This window comes from Ewingella americana, from assembly GCF_006438725.1.
In the GTDB taxonomy this organism is placed as follows: domain Bacteria; phylum Pseudomonadota; class Gammaproteobacteria; order Enterobacterales; family Enterobacteriaceae; genus Ewingella; species Ewingella americana_A.
Map to the genome: position 1 here is coordinate 82,318 of NZ_RCZD01000008.1, position 22,268 is coordinate 104,585.

Below are 22,268 nucleotides of genomic sequence, written 5' to 3' on the forward strand. Positions count from 1 at the left end.
AAAAGGTCGCCGAAGCGACCTAGTTGACTAAAATCAGGCTTTACATAGTGTACTTGATCTTGTAATAATCCAGACCACCCAAGACTGACTTAGCGGATAACCAACGACGCACCAGAACATTATCTAATGATTTCTGGCTCAGACGCAATGTAATTGGATCACTATCTAAGGATTCATCATTACGCTGTAAAGTTACCCATTTCCAGGAATGACCCAGACCTTCTTCGCCTTCGACGAAAATTGGGAATTTATCAATATGAGAGATCAGAACGCCCAGATCACAACCGGCTTCTACCAATTCCGCTTTTTGGTCTGTGGTCAGGCTGTCACGAAACTCTTTTTCGCCAGGAAGTTCCAAGAAGCAATTGTTCAGCTTAATTGGATTAGCTTTCAGCATATTAAACAGATCAATGTCTGTATATGCTTTCAGCGCATCAATGATGTTCTGCGATTTATTCAAACGAATTTGGTTAGTATTCGCATAAAGAGAAGTTAGAATGGTATGATCAAAGCCATAATCCAACACCAGTTTATTCAGGATACGGTTGCCAGTACGATAATCGAGAAGCTTGAGGCTCTCATTATCAATACAGATGGCACGATCCCATGGAAGTTCCTGATGGTCTTCGAAGATATGATATTGCATGCTATAAGACAACATGCTACCTGACGCAAAGCCCAGATCTGCATAATCAATGAACTTGTTAAAGCCCAAAGTTGGATGCTTGACGTTTAGATGGCGATAATACCGAGCCAGACGCTGACATTTATAGCAAACGCCACAGTAATTGTGTTGCAGATAGTTCGCACGCCAACATGATTTCAGTTTAGCCAGATCGAAACCTTTGATCTCTACCAGAGCGCGTAAAATACCTACTTCATGTAATACTGCAGTTGGGGCAATGATATAGATTTCAATGCCGAGCGATTTAAAGAAGGCTTCGATCTGCTGACAGACATAAGCACCTTCATCCACAGCCATATCGTGAATGGTCTTACCTTTAACCGCGTTTTCTGGATCATGAGGATACCAGATTTTAGAACAACCAAATTCAGTACCCACCGCTAAGTTACCTGCACCTTTTTTCAAGGCTTCAATAATCAGCATAGCATAACGGGGAACACTGATAACACCCTGAGCATCAAAGGCTGCTGTCAGAGTTTTGTCCCGAGGCTGAACTGTCAATGGATACAAATACATATAGGACAGATTTTCATCGTCCAGACAGATGAGTTCCATTGTGGCACCTTCAGAATGAATATCTTCAACATTCTTAAAGGTAACGCCATGAACTTTATAACCGGAATCTTCCAGAATATATCGGTTAAAGGTACTCTCTTTACCGGAAGATGCACCAAGAACACACTGATCAAAGTCCAGTTTGATATTTGGCAGCATGTGTAGGTTGGTTTCAGGCTCATGTAGCCAGACCAATTTGCATTTTTCCAGACCATTAGCAGCTTTAAACCAGCTACTGGTGGCATTGGACGTATTTTCTATGAACTCAATATCTGAATATTCCAGAGCAATATCATTATAGATAGTACCTACGCGGAATGCAAAAGTATTCGTTGCATGAGCTATAGATACCGTTTTCATGATATTTTCTGCTAATTCAACATCAATACCTTTCAGGAATTCTTCATCGAAGTTCATACCGATTTTAGAAGAACCCACTAGATACTGGTCGATGTTGTTCACAGTAACGCGTTGGACAATGTCTGCAATCACATGGCCAGTTGATTTCGCATCAAAATAGAAGCTACGAATCAGCATATGCAGATCGTTAACGTTAGTTCCACGCTGCTCGGACAGTTCACGGCTTACGCGACGTGCTTCATCAGTRTTAATGTGATCGGATTCCAGAACATCTTTATAATCCAGATCAAATGCCGTTGCAAACAGAGTGATTAGCGCTTCGGTATTAACATCAGCTTGATGTAAGAAAGCATTTACTGGATTTTCAATGTCCAAAGGTTCTGCGAGTTTTTCATCGCCAATAATCTTATTAGTCATGATATACCCTATTTTTGAATATCTGCGCCGTAGCCAGAAAAGGTTAAATCGGAAAGAGATACTTCTTGACCTTTATGGAATTCGAATACATAGTTCTGCATCGGATAACGGTCAAAGGTTTCAGCGGTTACTGGTTCAAAACGGAATACATAGTGTTGATTATCATTATCCCATTCCCAAAACAGCTGATGCATCCGGAACTCAAGTCCAGCAATTTCAGCCAGAGCTGCCACTTCAGATGCACGATAAGCGCGAAGCTGATGTTTAACTGCAATTACCAGTTCAGCTTCTTCACCATTAATACGCCAACCCGAGTATGCAATTTCATGGAAGTCGGTCAATGGGAAATACTTAGTGGTCAATGTACGCCAGAACAGCTGTTCGCCTTTGTATTCACTAACGGTATCAATACGCTCATTGATTAAGCCAGCAGCAAGAACACTGGAGTAATAGCCCTGATCTGCAAAGTAAGAACCGCCATCTTTAAGTAAGAGACTCATTACTTTGAAATGGTTCAGCAATTGGGCTTGTGTAAAGAAACCGAGAGAACTAGCGCTGTTAAAAGCATAGTCCACTTTATCCATCAAAGGCAGGAAAGCTGAATTTTCACGAGTAACGTCACACTCAATGAAGTTCAAATGTGGGTGAATGTCACGACCAAAATTGCACATCTCTTCTGCATATTCAAGACAATGCACATTAACGTTTGGAATGACTTGATGAATATCGCGAGAATTTGTACCTGGACCTGAACACGTTTCAACAATGCTCAGAGGTTGCTGCAATTGGCCTTTAGCCTGAGCCATCATATAAGCTACTTGACGGCCAAAGTTCGCATTTTCATCGATCTCTTTACCAATGAAATTCATGTATTCTTCACGATCAGAATACACACTGTCACTGCCAATATAGTCGATTTGTTCTTTGAGGATGCGTGAGATTTTATTAGAGTTACCCTTCAAGACAGAAGTTGGTAACTTAGTGAGCATTTCAGCCATCTAAAACTATCCTTATTACTGCTTTAATTTAGTATTTAATACGAGAAACTCACTTCAATTTAACTCTAGTGAGTAAAGAAGAGACTGGAATTTTTGGGAAGTCATCATAGAGCCAATGATCTAGCTTCTCAGGTTTAGCTAAACCTTTGACCACCAGATCTTCAAATTTGTTCATCATATGTTGGCACCAAACCCATTCTGCGTACAACAGGTTTATTGCATCATCCAGAATTTCTTGAGTTAATTCAGATGCTTTGACATAACTATGAATATTACGCAGAGGATGCTTGATGCCTAAGCGAATGTTATCAGCTTTAAAGACAAAAGCAGACAATTTCGGATATTCGAGAGGATGTTCTGACAAAGAATACTTATGCAAGAACTTTAATAGATAAGTAGTTGCTGCTTTCAACGATTCTTCCCAGCTTCCTTTATAGGATGCATCACGGAAAGACTTATTGATTAGAGTCTGGCCATTGACTTTCTTGATTACGCGCCAGCTAGGATAACCAAAACTGCTATCTCGAGTGATATTGCGGAAAGTCAGAGTCTGAACCGTTGGATTAACTCGAACCACTTTGACTTTGAGATCAAGCATTCCATTAAGGACGTTGATATCATAAGTATGGGTAGAAGTCGCTAATAATTGATGGCATTGCTTTAGAGAATCTTTCCAGTTGCCAAAGTCCGTGTCTGCCAGAAAGCGATCTTTGATACTCCAGCCGCTAGAATGTCTGACTACTTCTGGATGAACAAAGACTAAATTATTAGCGATCTCTTGAACGCGAGGTTGAAGTTTAAGAATGTTGTTTATCATAACAAGTTCCGATACTGAGCCAATTCTAGAACCTCGAAAGCATCCCGAGGGAAACCTTCATGGGGAACGGTTAGAAAAGCTTTGATACGAACTTGGAGATTAGCACCGTGCATCTGGTAAAATTCTTCCAGATAAGGTTTGACAACTTGAATATCCCCATCATAGGTATCTGACATAGCCAATGAAAGGAAATCGTGCGCTGCTGTTACCCCAAGAACCTTTTCGATGATCTGCTGACTTATCAATGCACGATCAACGTACTTCTTAAACGCTATAGAGGATGGGGATTCCATGTTTTACCGCCCTTCTAACCATATCTGAAGTACCTCTGTTTCCAGAAAAAGCGAGTAACACGTCGGGCCGATATTCGTCAAGCATTTCTTGGTTACGGATAGAACCGGCACCTTTACCATACTTATCCCAATCAGCATTCGCAGTGTGAACATAGATGCACTTAGTATATCCATAAATGGCTACTTGCGTATCCAGTCCTTTCGCACCACCTTCAATGATCTTAGAGATACCTATTGTCTGATGGATCTGATCCAACACGCTCCATACTTGAGGCTTGTTGTTATAATCACGACCACCACTTACTAATAGTTTAACCTGAGAAAGATGCGACAACTCTTTTAGGCGCGTTCCAATATCATGAACGACTTTCATGCGCTCTAACGTGGCGATAATCTTTTCACCATGACACGCTTGAGGTAAACATGTGCAGCCTAATATTTCTGAATCCAAAGAGAATAACTGGGGTATAGTTATTTCATAGTTATCCAGCTTCCGAGTTAATTCCACGTCATATACATTAACCGCGGCTTCTCTTGGAAGATGTTCTCCTACGAAATTACCCCAAATACTATCTCGCTGAATTGAGACAGTGTATTTGCTTTTATAACGATTAACTAGAATGGCCATCTAGAAGTATCCAGGATTTTATTAACTATTAATACGAGAAAAGCCCACCGAAGTGAGCTTTCAAAAGTTAACTATTCTTAGTGCAGAGTGGCAATAATCTTTCCTACTTTGGTGCGGACAGTTTTGCTTTTACCATCATACCAAGCAAGAGCCCCTGAGCTATGCATAATAGTATCTGCTTTCTTTATAGCTTTATCAGCATACTTGAAAGCCTCTTCTATAGAAGTAGCTGGAGCGTTTAGATAAATAACGAAACCAAACTGCTTATCAGTAGGGTATGGTGTTTTCATCGGTTTAACTTTCAGATTTTCGTTTGGATCAATCCACGTTAAATCCGGTTGAGTTAAGATTACGCATTGGCCAGAACCTTGACCTGTGATTTCATTGGGTGCCCGATCTTGGAAGTTCTTAATCGAACCCATGATTCCGCCATAAATAACTGGATAGATGCCATCTTTAATATCATAAATACTATCGGCAGATTGAGCTGTTTTACTCAGGGAGGTTAGTTGTGGTTTCACAACAAAGAAGATGGATAATGCTAATGCTTTGCCTAATTCAGCCGCATTGGTTACTTGCTTGATCTTCTTCTCTTTCTTATCCAGCAAATTGTAACCTTCACAAACGTAACCGCGATTACCTTCTGAGAAATAGATTTCAATAGTGCCTATAGTGCAAGAGATCACCATCTCTTTATCGGTTTTACTGGAGAAATTTACTGTGGCTTTGCCTAAGCTCATAACCCAGTATTTCTTGCTCTTAGACGCTGGAAGCCATTGAACCTTTCCAGCATAGTCAATAGAGGTTACTTCAAGTTCTGGATGATTTCGGGAAATAGCATCACTGATAGCAACGTCCAGCTTCTCACGAAATGCTTCGAAGAAACGAATATCTCGAGAATCCGTTTCGGTGATTATCAATGCAGCATTAAGAACAGTATCCTTAATAGCCGAAGTTATCTTGTTATCCATAGATACTGCTCCTAATGGAGATTTTAATATATGAGGCTGAGTTCGTCGTGAAACTGCTCAGTGATAGCGTTAGCCGCTGACTTACCTTCCAACCATGCGGAATACAGTCTTTCTTTATTAATCAATAGCGTAGGAAATTCAACACGGTTTGCAGCATTTAAAGCAAACACTAGAAAATCACACCAAGAATTTTGCGGCATAGCTAGATCTCTAAATAAAAAGGAATCATCTAATTATAGCGCAAGAAAATAAAGATTTCAGCTAACGATAGTTCTTAGTCCGGATAATTCAAAAACATGTTCGAATAAATTCTCTTTGAAGGTCTGATCATATATTGTGAAACCTCTAAATAAGAAAATATTCTTAGAAAGCGCATAATGTAATAAAATCTTAGTGGGTGGAGCATTATATGCGGTCATTCCCTCTATTTCAGCAACTGTAAAAGTTAATTCACCAATTTCGATTGTCCAAATATCTTCAGATGGCCAATTAGTGTGAGGTTCTCGATTATAGCTGAGATTAGGTTTTATTCTACTCCCATGAACTTGCCAATACTTTACATTTTGCTTCTGCATCATTTCTTCATATAGCATTCCGATAAAATAATCTTGGAAATAAGTAAAGTATCCTTCTTGGAAAAAGTGCTCTTGTTTAACAAATACAGGGATTTGCATAGAACCTCCTACATAAGAAAACCCACCGAAGTGGGTTTTAGATTATACTGATTTAGTTAGCCAGTATGGCCAAATCCATCAGAGCGGGAACTATCACGAGGTGTCCACTCTTCTTGCAGGCTGAACTCTGCTACATAGACTGGAACCAATCGGGCTTGTGCAATGCGGTCGCCATGATTAATAGTATGCGCACCGGTATTGCCGCGGTTTTCCAGCATAATCAACGTTTCTTTAGGGAAGTCATTATCAATTACGCCAGTGCAATTACGGAGAACCAAACCATGTTTCAAAGCCAAACCAGAACGTGGCAGGACATCAATACCGAAATCTTTCGGCATATCAAAGATGAAACCGGTAGGAATCAGGACAAGACCACCTTCGAAAATGGTCAATGCTACCGCCCGACCCTGTTCATCAGTTTCAACCTGATAGCGATTCCCAATAAAGCTTTTCAGATCACGCCCCTTAATAGAGGCGCTCAGATCAAAGCAAGAAGAATATGCTGTTCCATAAGCTGGAATTGGAACCTGTTCGTTCTCTGGAAGGTGGCCATCACAGCGCACCAAACCAGTTTTATAAGTTTTAGAAGGGGACATCATCGTCAAAATCCATAGTGTCGTAAGCGGATAGTGGAGCATCTTGTTTAACAACCGGTGAAGGTGCAACCATCATCCCATCAGATGGAATATGTTCACGCCAGAACGGGGAGTCATAACGGTTATCTGCAAGATACACGTTCACTGAGTCTTTATTGGAGCGAATACCGCGGCCAATTGTTTGACGTACTTTCTGGAAGGCTGCATGAGTCTGAATCAACTCGAATGCTTCACGATCTTGCAAAGATAGCATATCACGTGCATATAATTGCTGATCATCCAGGAAAATATCCGGAGCAGGATAAGGAATACCACAAATGAGGATACTATCCAACATTGATTCCCCTTCCGGATTAACATATTCTACCCCCTCTGTAAAGCGAGAACCCATTGTCACCACGAAGATCTTTTTAACACCTGCCTCACTGGAGGACTTGATTGCTTCTAGCATATCATTAACGTCCAGAGAGATTGTGTCCTTTGAATCAGCCGGCAAATCACCTTTCAAGATGCGAGAGTTTGGCCAGATGTTATTAGGATCAATAATTTCTTCCATCTGGCGGATAATCTGCTGCATCACCTGATTAGATGGTGCTGCAACCAAAAGATTCTTAGTACAACTGTTCTCAAAGACGTATTTGGCTGTAGCTGCAAAGCGAGGATAAGATGCTTCACGTTCTGCAAACTTAGAGCTAAGACCTTTAACCGTGAATACTTTCTTAGTGCCGACCGTTTCAGTTACATTAAACTGATACGGGTTCACACCCCAGAACGTTGTCAGATAATCCGTTGCTTGGAATGTACCAGACAACAAGCCAACCGTTTTGAAGTTACTGAATGCATTGGACAACAGACGGCCTAATGTCAAAGGACAGATCTCAAAGGTATCATCCCAATAGCGATAATACAGCTTCCACATGTATGGTGGGAATTTACCTTCGTAGCGCAACATTGGCATTTCAATGAGTGGACATTCTGGGCAATGTAAGCGCAATTTGTTGAAGATATCATAAGACACTTCAATGTCGAGATCTTCGGGATTGTTCGATTTCAACAGATAGTCTTTACACTCTTGAACAAAGAGGGCACTCTCATGCTGTTCCAAACCTTCAACACCGTATTTCTGAACTACCATGTTCAAGTAATCGTGATCGACGCTTTCGTTCAGATAGTAATTTTTGAACGATTTAGTCTCTTCAGATGTCATAAGACCAATAGAAGAGTCCAGAAACACATATTCGAAATCTTTGTTATTAATCTGCTGGTATACTCGCCAGTTAGCAAGGTCTTCTGGATGGTTATTTACCAAAACCCCTACCAGTTTTAAAATATTTTCCGCCTTTTTATAGGTGGACTCAACCATAGAACGCATGACCTTCGCAGCACGACGAGTATCAATAGAAGCAGACTCATTCATGATATTCAAAAGGTCGCTATAATACCAAGTCTTCAGACGCTTGAAGTACTGAACAAAGGTATTAACGTTGCCAAGGATAGGTCGATACTTAGCACACTTGTTCTGGCTTGCATGTGAATAGATTGGGAAAGGAATCTGAGTACCTTCTTTATCCCACATGACATTATTGGTAAACTTACCGGAGAAGTCGCTGAACAGCATGTTCAAGATATCTGCCGGATTGATTTCCATACCGCCAGGAATCTGGTTCTCAGTATGATAACGAGTTGATAGATTAGACCAGAACTCGATATATTTGGTCTGAACGTTCGCAAACCAGCATAAGAAGTAATACACGACCGGATCAAGATGATCTTTAAGCTTGAAGATTGAATCAGCTGTCAGAGAATCAATGGTCTTGTTATCATCCATTAATGCACGATGCAAGAAGTAGGTTGAGTTACCTTCTGTCAGCTCGATACCTTTCTCAGACATATAGCGCTTTAAAACGTCATCAACATCTTTAGCAACGGTGGCTAAAGCAGACGATTTCTTAAACAGTTCGCTTTGTTTACTGGCCGGCTTTTTCTTCAAGATGTCCAATTCTGATTCATAATCAATCAGAGATTTGTTCACATCATTGTAATAAGATTCACCCAGCAGCACATTAGAGGATAGAGACTGGAACAATGTCTGAATATTGTGCGCTTCATCCACTAAGATATGCTGAACATGATTAAGATAATCCGACATATGCGATGCAATCGTTGGATTGAACACATAGGGGTAGGTCAGGATCAGAAAATCAAAGTCCGGCAAAGCATCACGAACTGTTGGGTATGGACAAATATGCGGATACTTGGTACGAATTAAGATCTCAGATTCTTCCAGATCTTTAGTCTGCATCTGGAACTTAGCCAAATCATTGACATAATCTTCAATGCTAGGCAGGCCGAAACTTGATTGAATGTTCAAGTTATCCGCTTTTACACCAGTGACCGGCTCAGTCGCATTCATATTGGAGTGAGCATGCTTCAGGTTCATTGGACACTTAGCACATTGTTCGGTACAACGAGATACTAAACGCAGAACATTAGGGTCTTGAGTGTAAAAGTCTTTCGGGCCTTCAATCTGAGTTGTGTTAATGACGTTATTCAGATTGATGCGAATAGAATCCTGACTCATACCATTGGAAAAAGTAATGCTATCTAAAGCTTCACTGTCGGTTGAGACTACACGGCCAGTGGTACAAAGAGACGCCTTGGATGGCATTGCAATTGCACGAGCTTTAAGACGTTCGGCTTCACGTAAAAACGCTTGAGTCTGTGAACGTGTACGCACGATAGCAGCAATAGCGCCATCACTGAACGGTACAGGGATGATGCCAGATTCAGGAGTGTAATTTTCCATGAAGCTATCAATAACTTCTGGAGTGTTCCATTGATTTGGAACCTTACCGGCAGAGTGTAAGAAGTCAGTAAATTCTTCTTCTGACAACTCGAACTTTTCCATGACAAGAGCTTTTGTAGCCTCTGGAAAATCACGATCGCCAACAGGACAAGAACCTAATGCACGAGAAGTTAACCAACGCAAAGGTTCAAGAGAGATTGCAGACTTACCGAAACCAGTAGGAGCATTCAGAAGATATACCATCGGCATAAAGTCCATTACTTCTTTAATAGCTTCTTCCGTCTCTGCGTGCATTAAGCTGATAGGTAAAGTAGCTACCTTGTCTGCTTTAAATACGTAGTTTAGGATATTGTTGTACATATCCCAGCTGATAGACTTCTGCTGGGGAGTACGGAATCCGATGGTCTTGTTATTGCTCATCTGAGTGCCTTATATGAATAAACCCTTTAATCTTAATACGATAATCAAGATTGAGTGGAGTTCGCTTCCATTTCAGCAAATCGGTTCATTGCATATTCTCGAGCGTCTTCAACGTTTGAACAGTAATCTCTTACTGTGATATGAGAACGAACAGCTTGCTGACAAAAGAGGAAAGTTCCGTTTCCGGAAGAAATAGGGCCGAAGTAACCATCATTTAGTTTCTTATGACCTGCTGGACACATACTGCAAAGTCCCTGAATATCACAGCTCTGGCAAACTAGGCTGTTCATAGACTTCTGATAATCTTTATGCGATTTATCTATGCGGTCATGGAACACTTCATTGACTTCCCCAATGGTTCCGATATGAGCATCTGGAAAATACTCACCCTTATTGCCGCTAAAGAAGAAGCAACCAGAGATATGACCATCAGCATCAACGTTAGTAATGAGTCCACCGGATAAGCAATTGTGGCTACCTTTCGGAGCAACTTCTGCCCCAAACGTAATCATTGCATCTGGTCGAGTATCGTAGAACTCTTGGAGAATACGTTCGCAGTCTTTAAAGCTCTCTTGAGTCCAATCCAGCTTGCTATAGTTGTTATAGAAGATTGGATTGACTAGGAAATTACCCACACCTAGCTTATAAAGCATTGACATACTATCAGCCATGTACATGACATCAGTTGGTGTAATACTCATAACTGTAGTGGTGTTGTACTTACCCATAACGTTCGAGATATAGTTTAGTTGGCTGCAAACATGATCAAATTGCTCACGCTTTAAAGGACGCAGACCACCCATAGCTAGAGTGTCGAGAGATATAAAGATTGCGGAGTTCGGAAAGGTATTGATCAGATCAATCGTTTCTTTATCTAATAGCAGGCCATTAGTTGTCAGATGAATAGTTATTTCATTATCTAGCAAATAATCACGATCTTCTGTTAAGAATTGATGAATCAGACGCTTCTTGAGAAGAGGTTCTCCGCCAATAAAATCAAGAGTTTTCTCTTCCCCTTTCATTGAATCTGCGAAGGAGCGGATCATGCTCTTCATCTTCTGGAGATTCCAAGGAGTCTCGTTGACTGGTTCATGATCCTGAGGGCAATAGGAGCACCCGAGATTACAACGAGAGGTCATAACAAATTTGAGACTTCTCGCTGCGCCTTTTGCGTAAAGCTGGGTAAAGACTTCGGATGCTTCCATTAATTAGATGCCTAATGTTGACCGGATTTCAGCTAATTCAGCGAGTGCTAGATCTTTTTCTTCCGGTGTTAATTCAAAATCTGATGTTTCTTGCAAATGATTTAAGAAGTCTTCTGCGCCACCAAACTGGTTTTCCAGGAACTCCACCGAGTGCAAGCCATTTTCTGAGGATTGGATATCTACATCCACCTCATTATTATACATATCAGATTTGAACGATCCACTGAATACCTCTTTAATTACAAAAGAAGGTAGCTGTGGTTTAGTCTTAACGTTAATATCTTTGATAACGCGGACATAATGCTGAGAATATTGATCCCAGTCTTCTGGCCATTCTTCATCGGAATTAACCAAAACGGTATGCAATTGATATGGAGTTACCAGATCAACATGTTCGACAAACCAGTCAAATTTACCATCTTCAGTTAATGAGAAGTGACCTCGAATATAGCCTTTATCCGTATCTTCGCTGAATTTAGTCTGATACATTGCGGCAGTATACAGAGCATTATCCGATACCCATTGACGCTTATGAATATCACCCAACAAGAATAGATCCGCCATTTTCAAAGGCAGAGTCATTCGATGATCGGATTCTTCCGGCATAACAAAACCGTTATCCATGATTGCACCACGAACGTTACCGTGGAACAGAACAACATTAGCCTGAGCTACTTCATTAAGCGCTAGTGGTGTTAAACATGGGCAGTTCAATACTGTGAAAGACTTATCTGGAGCATTCTCAGGAGAGAACTTAATCAGCTGGGAGTCATAGCTGGTCATAATCAGATTATCAATAAGTCGATCTTTTGTGAAGATCTGAAGATTATCGATAGTGGTCATGGTGCGAGATAAGAAATCATGGTTGCCGGGTTGTAAGACGACTAAGCAACGTTTAAGCAATGAAGCTAAGAAATCATTCCAGCAACGACGTTCACCATCAGTAACCATCTTGTGCATGTACACATCACCAATGATGAATACAATATGCGGCTGATAACGATCGACTTCGGTTAAGAATTCATAAAAAGCTTGATTAGCACGTTCAATGGCAGCGTCTTCACCCATGTCATTACGCAGAGCACCAATATGGATATCCGCACAGCCCATGTAACGAAGTTTCTCACCATCTAGCCAGCCTTTCACGTTCCACATAACCCAAGAACATTCTGGTTTAGAATCGAGTAATTGCTCAAGACATTTCATAACTAATCCGACTTTAGTAAATAATTACCACTATATACGAGAAAAGGGTGAAGATTTTCATCCCCACCCTTTCGAAACTTGTTGAGCTATTAAGCTAAATCAGCAGCCTTAATAGTGGTCAGTTTCTTAACTTGTTCGATAGCTTCCAATTCTTTAGGATTTGGAATCTCCGCACCAGAGATCATTGCCTGAGCAGCATCACGCTTTTCTTCCAGCTTAATGTGCTTTTTGTATTCTGCGTCAGTCAGAGTGATATGAATATCCCCCAGACGAACTGGAGTTACTGAACCGTCAGCCCATTGGATCTTAGCAGCACGGCGATTAACTTCTTGAACCTGACCGGCATATGACCAGCCGCTGTACATAGCACTAACATATACTACTGGTGCTGGTTTGCCTTCTTCTGCTACCAATTTAGCAGCCAGATCGTTGAACAGATCAAACTGGATTTCTTTACCTTTTTCCTGAAGGGCATTCAATTGCTCTTGCAGTTTAGCCAGTTTAGCTTCATGTTCTTCGATACGTACATTTAAAGTCTTAGCCATTATTCTAATCTCCTGAGGGGATATCTCGCAAATAGTTCATCTTCTTATTATACCTATTATAAGGGAATATAGGCTTGAAATCAATGAATATATGCTGAATGTTACCGGATATCTAGCTCTTTTAGTAAATTAAGGAGCGGTTTTCCGTAAATGATGGAGCTATGATACGCATGTAACTTTTCAAGTACTTGAGGTAATGTCCATTTCGACTCAGGGTCAGCTGTGCCTACATAGGGCATCTGATTCTTGGCAACGTCATGCATTTCAGGAACATAATATTTCAGATGTTCCAATGCCAGAAATCGGGTAAAAGTAATTCGGTTAACGAAAGTCAGAATGCTATCCAGATTAATAAAGCCGAAAGATTCATCGAAAGCCCAGAAAACTCTGAGACGATTCTTAGAGAATTTCGCATTTGCTTTAATCTGAATAGAGTACATATCTGCACCGGAAACACCGATAGCATATAACATTGCATCTGGATTAAACTCTAATGCTTCTTGACCAGCAGATAGCACTTCTTCAATTTCTGACTTGTGCTTTTCACTCAGAGTAACAATCTGAGTGCGCATAACCTCGAAACGTTGCTTGAGGTTAAATAACTCAACGGAATCCCGCATCATGCGCAATAACCACCTTGGACTTTTTTGGTGTTAACTTCTGTTGTAAAAGCTGATGTTCATGGGTATGGAAATTACACAGAGGCGGAACAATGAAATCCACCCCTTTAAAATTACTTACGCACTCAATGAACACTTCTCGAACATGAGTGTTGTCATTACAATAACCTAGAGATCCGTGTAAAAACGGATAGAACTCCATGATCATCTGATTAAAGAGGATACGTTGTTCGTCGGGGATATCATAAAATTCGGTTAGGTGGGAGTTGAAATAGAAGTTGTGGATGTCAACGGCGTCCATTCCCAATTCGGGATATTCTGAAATCAGAATCTGAATGTTAGGTCGTGGAAGAATCGCAGCCAGAATACTTTGAATATCGAATACTTTAGTGGCCATGTCGCTCTTCTAAAATTAACGGATTTAACTTAGAATACGATACAAAAGAAAAGGGAGACAAGTCTCCCTTATAGATATTTCTGCCGCCAATATAAGCCGATTTAGATAGTAGTTTGTCCGGCAATTGCCAGCCAACGTTTATCAGCAGAGGCTACCATGATTGCAGAGTTATCTGCACGCACATTTAACCATGTTTCAGGCTTACTTTCTTCAGGTTTAATTTCTGCCAAATCCTGAATGCGACTAACCAGAGCCAGAGAACCTTTACTGATACGCAGCTCACCGGTCTTGATGACGTTCAGGGCAGTGGTAACTCGAACATTGGAATCGGAGTTAATAGCACGAACTTCAATGTTCAAGCTCTTAGCATCTGAACTGGTAATGTGCAGAGATGGATCACCATCTGCATAAATAGTGGCGTTCTGAACGCGATACAGCAGGTTAGATGGAACATAAGACATTTCGAATGCTAAGTCTGCATGTTCTGCAGCAGTTGCATCACCTAATGCTTTATACAGACCAGCAAACTCCGCAACGTTTTCCATACGGCTGATCAAGTTCGACAGCGTGCTATGCTGAATAGTGATTGGGCCGCAACGCAGAGTTACTTGATAGTTCGCATCRATACCAATGGTCATCGCATAAGTATCCAGAGGTAAAGAACTCCAAGAAGCGAACAATGCGATTGGAATCAGAACCTGCCAGGGGGTGTTCATGGTTGCTACTGGTTCTTCACCATAGATAGCATCGGTCATGTTCGTTGCTTCGAAAGTGATCAGACCGCCGAGATCGCGAGTAGGATTGGCAGGATCACGTTCGTTCGGAGTACCACATAATTTAACACAACCGATTTCAGTCATGTCTGAACCGGATTTGCGGTTCACAAAGCCAGAAATAGTACGGGACAGGCTGTTCAGCTTGTTAGCGATAGCGCCGAGATCAATGTTCGGTTCACAATAGGTCGGTTCATAAAGGAACGTCGACGTTTCACCACAAACGAAGTCGAAAGTGAACTGGCCATCGCTACTTACAGYTTTCAGACGTTGAGTCATTGAATTGAGCTGACATTTCCAGACGCCTTCATCAATTGGCGGTAACTGGTTTAAGAAGTAGCTGTTCGTTACTAGAACGCCTTCTTCTTCAATTACTGCATTGATCTTGAATTCCGCATGGCTCTGTTGACCAGCAAATTCGAAGTGCAAAGTACCGTTAAAGCGAGAAGCAGGAGCTACATCGCCGTGAAGTTCACCTTTGTGTGCTGTGATGCGCAAGTCCTGAGCTCGGTAACCCATACATGCTGTTACCGAGATGACACTACTTAGCAATCCCTGCGTTGCAGGAGTAAATTCAAAATGCATGTTATAAAGACCTCAATGAGTGCCCCTACTTAAGAGGGTTTCCAAATGAAAATACGATTAAATACTTTGAAGGAGGTTAATTTAGTCCGCAACGCTAATAGGAATTCCATCTTTTTGGAAAGTATTGATGATGATTTCAGCATAACGTACCATTTTGTTCCAGATCTCTACTGGAGGTAAATTATGAGCCATCTTTCCGGCCAGATTCATATACAATTCTTCGAATTTTACGTAATCGCCAGAATGATATTCATAGATAGCATTACAGTCTGGATCTAAACGAGCTAGCTTTTCATTAATGAAAGCCTGACCTTTGCCACGTTCGATGGTTTGGATATAACTACCATCGGGTGCTAGATCTTCTGCTAAAGCGTAGCCAAGATGATGTTCAAAATATTCATACCAGCCTTTGTGCCAATGGTCATATGCGATTTCACCAGCATCCCATGCATCATAGACTTGATCAACTGTAGTACGATCACCAATGATATCACTAATTACATACTTAGTGTGAAAACGTGGCATTCCAGGAATAGAGTCTCCATAATCTCCCAAGAAGGCTTTGTATAATGCTACCTGATCTGCTCGAACGCCATATTGAGTTCCGATTTCATAATCTTGTACGACGTGAGCTGGAGCACTACCTTTCTTGAGGATTAAACGACATCCTGGAATGGCACAGATCTGCATCATATCTGTATCACGAGAATAAACACTCGGCTTAACCTTAGATACTTTACCCAAGCTACAGGCTAAAGTAAATACAGTATCATCCGCTTCTTCGCCATAAGCATAAGCGTGCATGCTAGGCAAAGTTTTCAGAATAGGTACTAAGTGTTGGCGAAACTGCTGGTAAGTACTCAGTTCAGCATTAGGCGGGGCTTCATGCTTACCAAGTTCCGGATCAATCAGATTCAAGTTTTCAATAGCATCTTTATAACGTTGAAAACGAGATTCTTTATAACCTGGATATTGGTTCAACTTTCGAGTGGGGAATTTATCATGAACCATTACCGGAGCACCATGTTCGGTCGATAAGCCCAGCATGGATTGAAAGAATAAATAAGCCGCTCGGTTGGATGTTGCAGCGCTATAAGGTGTAGCACTTCCATCTGCACCTTTAACGTTTACTGCTGCATATGACTGGGCGGTTAAAGAACCCATATCAATACATAGAATGCGTGAACCAAATAACATAAACGTAATCCTTTGAAGGGAATATACTCCATAATAACTGAAACTTTGCGGAGTTAACCTCTTCGCTTACCGAAAAGATGCCAACGAACTCGTTTAGTCATTGTTTTACGAATAGAATGGAGCGTTGTCTTTGAAATATACACGATGTCTTCTTTGCCACTCATTTCGGCAAATAGCTTTCCAGGAATTTCCTGATCAACTACAGTATTAAGAGATACTAAAGAGTTTCGAACATCTTCTTCAGACATAGTAAGATCTAATGCTAAGAATTTGATGCGACAAACTTGATTGGCTTTCTTACCGATATTTGTCATAAACTCGACAAGTTTCAGTTTATTCTGACTGGTCAATAAATGAACTAACTTGGTTAATTGTTCGCGTGAGATATCCATATCTTCTTCTGCGTCAATCAATGTATCCAACCCTAGTGAGGAAAGGATTTCCTTTTGAGTTGCTGATGTATAGTTTAAAAACGTTTCTTTTTGAATGAAAAAACCATCAGTCTTCATGATAATTTAACTACCCCTTTTTTATTAAATGTTTAATACGAGAAAAACCCACTATAGTGGGTTTATTTAGCAGGGGTAATACCGGTACCATTAGGAATTCAAGCGTTCAATGATATGTTTCCTAGCTAAAATTGTGGACTTCGCAATGACTTCCTGTTGGTTTGATTTAAATCCTAAACCTGGATCAAATTCTTTTCCCTGATTTTCATAATACTTAATAGCTGTTTTAAAGTCCGGATCACGGTGCATAGAATCTAAATCGAGTAAAACTTGAAGTTCGTCTACTGAAACTTTCAGAATAATCCGATTCCCTTTTGACTCGCCATTAGCTTTAGCACTCAACTTCGCAAATTCTTGAGCCGTTTCTAGGCTCTTAGTCCATGATTCTAAGCCGCCTTGTAAGGCATCATTTTCCAATTTCTCCATATAGGAGTCGGGCAAGTCTAAATACCTAAACAGATACTTTACATCTGTGGTGCGGAAATCAGGAAAGTGATCAGCAACATCTTTTAGATCACCGGTATAGCGAGAACTTCGATTATAGTTCTGCCAGCGGGCAATTGTATTGATGTCACCGAAAGAATATTTAACGGGAGCAATTATAGCACTTTTAATGGATGCAATGATAGCGTTCATATGAATAGCCCTTAATGGATATAAGACTATTATAAACGTGAAAAACCCGCCGAAGCGGGTTATTATACCAGTCAGTTACTTTAAATAGTATCGGGAATGTTATATACAAACTCTCGAGACAATAAAGTCTGGATAATATCTGCGGTTTCCTTGAGTTCTACCGTCAAATAAGTAGCATGATTACGAATCCAAGGACTTAAGCTTTCATCGTAAAACTGGCCTTCTGCCATTATAACAATAGTTGGAATTTTCAACACATTAGAAGCGTAGAATAATTCCATAAGAGCGCCAGCTGAATACTGATTATTACGGAAATCATAAACCAGCACATTACAGGATGAAATCATACTCAGATCGTTATCTACTAAAGCTTTCACATTAGTAGTTACTGTTTCAGTAAAGCCAGTCTCAATGTCTACTGGATCAATAAAACGAGGAATAACTAGAGTTTCTTCGCCGATAGACATGTAATTAGTAATATCGGATAATATCTTATATTCTTCATTCAATGAAACTAGGTCAGCTTTTGACTTCTGAAAAATCGAATGAGCCAAATAAATGCGAGCTTCGACAACAACAAAGTTAGGTTGTTCAATACCCATATCAATACTACGAGTTATTAGACGCTCAAGGCCTTCATTAAGTTTTTCTAGCGCTTGTTTATCTAAACCTGATCTTGAAGAATATAATTGGCCTTTGAATTTATCAATATTAGCACTATGATTAATCATTAGTTGAATACTCCGCGAGTAGTGACGATTGGAGGCAAAGTCCAACCGAGATAAATCATGAGAGCGCGTTCTAGAAATTCAGAACGGTTCTGGGGATTGATATCATAAACTTTGGTCAATGCTTCAATCAGAGAACTAAAACGAGCACTCCATTCTGGATCAGACATGTATTGAGATGCCCATTTGATCAGAGCAGAGAGATAGATTTCAAAGTCTTGATCAATCCAGTAAGCAATGTTCCAGATTTCAATAAAGTGATATGCAGTTAATTCAGCAAACTCTTTATAGATATAATCGCGAACCTCAATCAGTTCTTCGTACGTTTTACTGGTTAGAACTTCCATGCTGGTGCCGAAAGCATATACCAAATTAGTAGCCTGCTCTTCAGTATAATCCATGCTCTTTAAGATCTCAAATGCTTCGAAATCAGTGAGCTTGCTGAAATTAATCGTCTTAGCACGCGAAGAGATAGTCTTGATGATATACGAACTATCTGGAGCCACTAAGATAATATTGACTGACTCTAATGGCTCTTCCAAGCTTTTAAGCAAGGCGTTCGCAATGTTAGCACGGAGCGGTTTAGTAATGTCAAAGATATAGACTTTACAGACACCATTGATTGCGCGGAATCCCATACTACTAAAGACTTCGCGGAATTCATCTAGCTTCTGATTGCCATCATAAGTAAACGTCACAATGTCTTTAGAGTGGGCAATTCGACTTGCAAAGTCCATAGCAATCTTCAGCTTGCCAGATCCTTTCGGGCCTTGAAACAAGAATACATTCTGAGAGCATTTCTCAGGTTGAGAAGCTAAGAGATCTAGCCATTCACGTTCTTTACTATGTCCGATTATTTCCATGATCAGTCTTTCTCAACGATTCGGATTGTTCCGCAAGGTGCCACTTCAAACACTGAGTTCTTTGGAAAATATGATGGCTGCTCTTCACGTTTCATATCTCCGAAAATCTGGGAAAAGGATTGATCAAATTTCGGATTACCAAAGTGATTAGTCTCAGTCTGTGCGTACATTTAAAGCGATACCTATGAATTAATGATTTACATAAAATACGAAAGGGGAGCAAGTCCCCTTTCTTTACTTCTTAGTTGCTATCACTACAGTTCAATATCATTGTCTGCTGGAGTAATTTCATCTGCTGCAATGCTTGTGACCACTGCTTCTGATACAACCTCTTGATTCCAAGGAATATCGCTATCGGGATCAGTATAAGCTTCATCCGGATTAACTTTATTGACTGCAGTAGGAGTCGGAGTTATAGATGGTGGTGGAGTTGGAGCAGTAGCACCTTTCGGAGTATTTGGCGGGGTTGGAGCTCCAGGTTTGGTTGCCATAGGAGATGCACCCATTGGAGGAGTCAGTGTTCCTGGTTTAGGTGGCATGTTAGTTTTAACAGCTTCACCTTCATCATTATCACCGTAGACCGCAGTATCACCGTCTGACTCAAATGCGGCGGCTCCCTGAGATATACTCTTAGGAACACTTCCTGGAATATTAGCACCAAATCCTGCACTAGCATCCGCTGTCCCCACCATTGGAGGCGTTAAGATACTCTGATTAATGGCCGAACTCAAGATCTGAGTTGCCATATTGTTCTGACCCATAGTGTTATTCGGAAGAGCCAGAGTTGGAGCGCCTGCCATAGGTAAACGTTGAGTCTGAGCACTAGGAGCAGATCCATTAAGGCCGAGTTCAGTTATAGGGTTGACCGAAGACACAATCATATGTGCAAAGTCAAAGTGAACCCAGAAGCTGAATTTACCAATGTTACGGCCTTTATCAACGAAGATTTCAGTAAATGCTGAAACTACTTCATCTGAAGCATCTCTGATACCCCCAGAAGGTTGCCACAACCAGATTGTATCACAGTGCTCTTTAACCATGCGAGAATAACGAATTTTCAGGGAATCTTCATCCAACTGAGCAGCCGTGATACATGCAAAGTTACGTTTCTGAGCCAGCAGTTTTAAGCTACGTGCAATTGAACCCATCGAACTCCAGAGGGATTCACCGTCTGCCATTAAGTTCAAATAGTCAACAATTACAACGTCAAAAGCGTGAGTTGCAAGAACGCGAGTAATAGCATCAATGTTACCATACTCAGCATTCTCAAAGCGGAACATATGCCCGTAACCGGCCAAATGCTCACTCATGTTCTTCAGAGTTTCATTGATTAGAGCAATTTCGTCTTCGGTTAATAATTCTGGACTACGGAAACGAGAAATTGGAATACCGGAAAGGTTCGCAACCATACGTCCCCACATCTCACGCTGGGACATTTCCAGAGAGACATAGAACACTGACATAGGTTCACGAACATACTGACGATCTTTCATGCCCAAACCCATATTCAAACAGAGTTGGTTCATGATAGTCGTTTTACCACCAGAAGATGGACAAGCACAGATATGCAATTCACCTTTCGCAATACCTTGAGCCTGACGGTCAAAGCCATCAAATCCGGTTGGGATAATCTGACTAGAGGTTCCAGTAGTAATTAATGCTGCAACTGCTGTTGGATCATAACCCAGACCCACACCGATTTCGCCACCATCATCCATAGTGGCTGCAATCTGTTCTAACTTCTCTTGCAACTCTATGCGAGCGCGTGTTGAATCATATTCAGAGTTAGAAGTTAACTTAGAACCAATCGAAGATATTGATTCAACTAGAACGTCACGATAATACTGTTCATGGATACGAAAAACCAGAATATCTGCTTCTTCAATCGTCTCAACTGGAGATTCATGGAAAGAACCTTCAGCAAAACCAATTTCCATATCACTCAGCATACCCGCTTGTGCAATAACGGATAAGTCTGGAGTAGAGACGCCTTCAGCAACAAAGTTGAGGACTGACTTCCAGACGTTCTCAATATAAACGTAAGCAGCTGGTTGTAATTTTGCTAGAATTTGCTTTTGAACTAACTGCGGACCTCGAAAATAAGACGCCAAGATCTTTAATTCAAGATCCATACGTTCTGAATCACGCATGTTTGGCGACGCACCGGGCGCTTTAGCTGCATCAAACTCTGTAGGATTTGGAGTATTCGACATAATTTAGAAAGCCTTTTTCGCAGCTCTGTTCAATGAAATCTGATCAATATTAAAAACGTAATCCGGAGCTATTCTTAGAATTGATACGCCGTCGGTATATTCGCCATCCATTGCATAGAACAGATGGAAGTTTCGTGTATGTGCATTTCGGAGATGCATCAGATCTGCTTTGTCCATATCTCGAAAGCAGTTATAACAGAAAACAASGTCAACACGATCTTCATGAATTTTAGGCAAGTCACTTGGAAGACAGCAATGAACGCGGATTCCCGCAGTAATAAAACCTTTGATCACTTTAGCCAAAACATAGGAACCAGTATTGACTTCTGGACTGAAACTAGCTAAACGCCAGCGACGTGGCCATTCAATAATCTGCTTAGGATTAGCTAAGAGCGAATTGTAAACCTGAGCTTGCGAAATTGCGCTTTGTTGSTCAGATTTAGCTTCTGGAAGGTCACGAAAACGAGGTGTTGGATCAATATCCCAAAAGATGTCCGGAAGGTTAGCTTTTCCAAAGAGCGTGTTACGCATGCCCTCTGGATCTAACGAATAATATTTATCAGTCATTGAA

The 22,268-nt window shown here is 40.8% G+C and carries 22 protein-coding genes; all 22 read right to left on the bottom strand.

From position 1 onward, the window contains the following. Positions 1-40 precede the first annotated feature (40 nt). Positions 41-2,017: a hypothetical protein gene (locus tag EAH77_RS15505; protein ID WP_140473716.1), complete on the bottom strand. Its 1,977-nt coding sequence runs from the start codon at positions 2,015-2,017 to the stop codon at positions 41-43. Between the two features lie 8 nt (positions 2,018-2,025). Further along, positions 2,026-3,015 (bottom strand): methyltransferase domain-containing protein, encoded by a 990-nt coding sequence (locus tag EAH77_RS15510; RefSeq protein ID WP_140473717.1) that lies wholly within the window; start codon positions 3,013-3,015, stop codon positions 2,026-2,028. A gap of 49 nt (positions 3,016-3,064) precedes the next feature. Beyond that, the gene (locus EAH77_RS15515; protein WP_140473718.1) at positions 3,065-3,832 is read right to left on the bottom strand and encodes a hypothetical protein; all 768 of its coding nucleotides are present in this window, start codon (positions 3,830-3,832) and stop codon (positions 3,065-3,067) included. Continuing rightward, positions 3,829-4,125, bottom strand: coding sequence for a hypothetical protein (locus tag EAH77_RS15520; protein WP_140473719.1), 297 nt, complete (start codon positions 4,123-4,125; stop codon positions 3,829-3,831). The genes EAH77_RS15515 and EAH77_RS15520 overlap by 4 nt, the downstream gene beginning before the upstream one ends. After that, entirely contained in the window at positions 4,097-4,753 is a 657-nt protein-coding gene (locus EAH77_RS15525; RefSeq protein WP_140473720.1) for a DUF4326 domain-containing protein, read from the bottom strand. The genes EAH77_RS15520 and EAH77_RS15525 overlap by 29 nt, the downstream gene beginning before the upstream one ends. Positions 4,754-4,830: 77 nt before the next feature. Next, positions 4,831-5,724 carry a hypothetical protein gene (locus EAH77_RS15530; RefSeq protein ID WP_140473721.1) on the bottom strand — a complete coding sequence of 298 codons (894 nt, stop codon included), beginning with the start codon at positions 5,722-5,724 and terminating at the stop codon, positions 4,831-4,833. A gap of 257 nt (positions 5,725-5,981) precedes the next feature. After that, complete coding sequence (locus tag EAH77_RS15535; RefSeq protein WP_140473722.1) at positions 5,982-6,398, bottom strand: hypothetical protein; 417 nt, start codon at positions 6,396-6,398, stop codon at positions 5,982-5,984. Between the two features lie 56 nt (positions 6,399-6,454). Continuing rightward, entirely contained in the window at positions 6,455-6,997 is a 543-nt protein-coding gene (locus tag EAH77_RS15540) for a dUTP diphosphatase (RefSeq protein WP_161985811.1), read from the bottom strand. After that, a complete protein-coding gene (locus EAH77_RS15545) occupies positions 6,981-10,220 on the bottom strand; it encodes a helicase C-terminal domain-containing protein (RefSeq protein ID WP_140473724.1) in 3,240 nt (1,079 codons plus the stop codon). Before EAH77_RS15545 ends, EAH77_RS15540 begins: the two co-directional genes overlap by 17 nt. Positions 10,221-10,264: 44 nt before the next feature. Then, entirely contained in the window at positions 10,265-11,425 is a 1,161-nt protein-coding gene (locus tag EAH77_RS15550) for a radical SAM protein (protein WP_140473725.1), read from the bottom strand. A 3-nt stretch (positions 11,426-11,428) separates the two neighbouring features. Further along, entirely contained in the window at positions 11,429-12,631 is a 1,203-nt protein-coding gene (locus EAH77_RS15555; RefSeq protein WP_140473726.1) for a metallophosphoesterase family protein, read from the bottom strand. 89 nt (positions 12,632-12,720) lie between these two features. Continuing rightward, positions 12,721-13,176, bottom strand: coding sequence for a hypothetical protein (locus EAH77_RS15560; protein WP_140473727.1), 456 nt, complete (start codon positions 13,174-13,176; stop codon positions 12,721-12,723). A 101-nt stretch (positions 13,177-13,277) separates the two neighbouring features. Then, complete coding sequence (locus EAH77_RS15565; protein ID WP_140473728.1) at positions 13,278-13,799, bottom strand: hypothetical protein; 522 nt, start codon at positions 13,797-13,799, stop codon at positions 13,278-13,280. Continuing rightward, positions 13,780-14,193, bottom strand: a complete 414-nt coding sequence (locus EAH77_RS15570) for a hypothetical protein (RefSeq protein WP_140473729.1) — start codon at positions 14,191-14,193, stop codon at positions 13,780-13,782. The genes EAH77_RS15565 and EAH77_RS15570 overlap by 20 nt, the downstream gene beginning before the upstream one ends. 101 nt (positions 14,194-14,294) lie before the next feature. After that, positions 14,295-15,551, bottom strand: coding sequence for a hypothetical protein (locus EAH77_RS15575; protein ID WP_140473730.1), 1,257 nt, complete (start codon positions 15,549-15,551; stop codon positions 14,295-14,297). An 81-nt stretch (positions 15,552-15,632) separates the two neighbouring features. Next, complete coding sequence (locus tag EAH77_RS15580; protein WP_140473731.1) at positions 15,633-16,748, bottom strand: hypothetical protein; 1,116 nt, start codon at positions 16,746-16,748, stop codon at positions 15,633-15,635. 53 nt (positions 16,749-16,801) lie between these two features. Further along, the gene (locus EAH77_RS15585) at positions 16,802-17,257 is read right to left on the bottom strand and encodes a hypothetical protein (RefSeq protein WP_140473732.1); all 456 of its coding nucleotides are present in this window, start codon (positions 17,255-17,257) and stop codon (positions 16,802-16,804) included. Positions 17,258-17,347: 90 nt separating this feature from the next. Continuing rightward, positions 17,348-17,893, bottom strand: coding sequence for a hypothetical protein (locus tag EAH77_RS15590; protein ID WP_140473733.1), 546 nt, complete (start codon positions 17,891-17,893; stop codon positions 17,348-17,350). Between the two features lie 80 nt (positions 17,894-17,973). Next, positions 17,974-18,624, bottom strand: a complete 651-nt coding sequence (locus EAH77_RS15595; RefSeq protein WP_140473734.1) for a hypothetical protein — start codon at positions 18,622-18,624, stop codon at positions 17,974-17,976. Next, positions 18,624-19,484, bottom strand: coding sequence for a DNA polymerase III subunit delta' (locus EAH77_RS15600; RefSeq protein WP_140473735.1), 861 nt, complete (start codon positions 19,482-19,484; stop codon positions 18,624-18,626). Before EAH77_RS15600 ends, EAH77_RS15595 begins: the two co-directional genes overlap by 1 nt. Before the next feature lie 254 nt (positions 19,485-19,738). Further along, positions 19,739-21,697: a DnaB-like helicase C-terminal domain-containing protein gene (locus EAH77_RS15605; protein WP_140473736.1), complete on the bottom strand. Its 1,959-nt coding sequence runs from the start codon at positions 21,695-21,697 to the stop codon at positions 19,739-19,741. A gap of 3 nt (positions 21,698-21,700) precedes the next feature. Then, positions 21,701-22,264: a hypothetical protein gene (locus EAH77_RS15610; RefSeq protein WP_140473737.1), complete on the bottom strand. Its 564-nt coding sequence runs from the start codon at positions 22,262-22,264 to the stop codon at positions 21,701-21,703. Positions 22,265-22,268 lie beyond the last annotated feature (4 nt).

Excerpts from the sequence above, each read along its gene's own strand:
- EAH77_RS15585 (WP_140473732.1), bottom strand. The coding sequence starts at position 17,257 with ATGAAGACTGATGGTTTTTTCATTCAAAAAGAAACGTTTTTAAACTAT.
- EAH77_RS15570 (WP_140473729.1), bottom strand. The coding sequence starts at position 14,193 with ATGGCCACTAAAGTATTCGATATTCAAAGTATTCTGGCTGCGATTCTT.
- EAH77_RS15565 (WP_140473728.1), bottom strand. The coding sequence starts at position 13,799 with ATGATGCGGGATTCCGTTGAGTTATTTAACCTCAAGCAACGTTTCGAG.
- EAH77_RS15595 (WP_140473734.1), bottom strand. The coding sequence starts at position 18,624 with ATGATTAATCATAGTGCTAATATTGATAAATTCAAAGGCCAATTATAT.
- EAH77_RS15555 (WP_140473726.1), bottom strand. The coding sequence starts at position 12,631 with ATGAAATGTCTTGAGCAATTACTCGATTCTAAACCAGAATGTTCTTGG.
- EAH77_RS15580 (WP_140473731.1), bottom strand. The coding sequence starts at position 16,748 with ATGTTATTTGGTTCACGCATTCTATGTATTGATATGGGTTCTTTAACC.
- EAH77_RS15540 (WP_161985811.1), bottom strand. The coding sequence starts at position 6,997 with ATGATGTCCCCTTCTAAAACTTATAAAACTGGTTTGGTGCGCTGTGAT.
- EAH77_RS15525 (WP_140473720.1), bottom strand. The coding sequence starts at position 4,753 with ATGGCCATTCTAGTTAATCGTTATAAAAGCAAATACACTGTCTCAATT.
- EAH77_RS15530 (WP_140473721.1), bottom strand. The coding sequence starts at position 5,724 with ATGGATAACAAGATAACTTCGGCTATTAAGGATACTGTTCTTAATGCT.
- EAH77_RS15515 (WP_140473718.1), bottom strand. The coding sequence starts at position 3,832 with ATGATAAACAACATTCTTAAACTTCAACCTCGCGTTCAAGAGATCGCT.
- EAH77_RS15590 (WP_140473733.1), bottom strand. The coding sequence starts at position 17,893 with ATGAACGCTATCATTGCATCCATTAAAAGTGCTATAATTGCTCCCGTT.
- EAH77_RS15535 (WP_140473722.1), bottom strand. The coding sequence starts at position 6,398 with ATGCAAATCCCTGTATTTGTTAAACAAGAGCACTTTTTCCAAGAAGGA.
- EAH77_RS15560 (WP_140473727.1), bottom strand. The coding sequence starts at position 13,176 with ATGGCTAAGACTTTAAATGTACGTATCGAAGAACATGAAGCTAAACTG.
- EAH77_RS15520 (WP_140473719.1), bottom strand. The coding sequence starts at position 4,125 with ATGGAATCCCCATCCTCTATAGCGTTTAAGAAGTACGTTGATCGTGCA.
- EAH77_RS15605 (WP_140473736.1), bottom strand. The coding sequence starts at position 21,697 with ATGTCGAATACTCCAAATCCTACAGAGTTTGATGCAGCTAAAGCGCCC.
- EAH77_RS15510 (WP_140473717.1), bottom strand. The coding sequence starts at position 3,015 with ATGGCTGAAATGCTCACTAAGTTACCAACTTCTGTCTTGAAGGGTAAC.
- EAH77_RS15600 (WP_140473735.1), bottom strand. The coding sequence starts at position 19,484 with ATGGAAATAATCGGACATAGTAAAGAACGTGAATGGCTAGATCTCTTA.
- EAH77_RS15545 (WP_140473724.1), bottom strand. The coding sequence starts at position 10,220 with ATGAGCAATAACAAGACCATCGGATTCCGTACTCCCCAGCAGAAGTCT.
- EAH77_RS15550 (WP_140473725.1), bottom strand. The coding sequence starts at position 11,425 with ATGGAAGCATCCGAAGTCTTTACCCAGCTTTACGCAAAAGGCGCAGCG.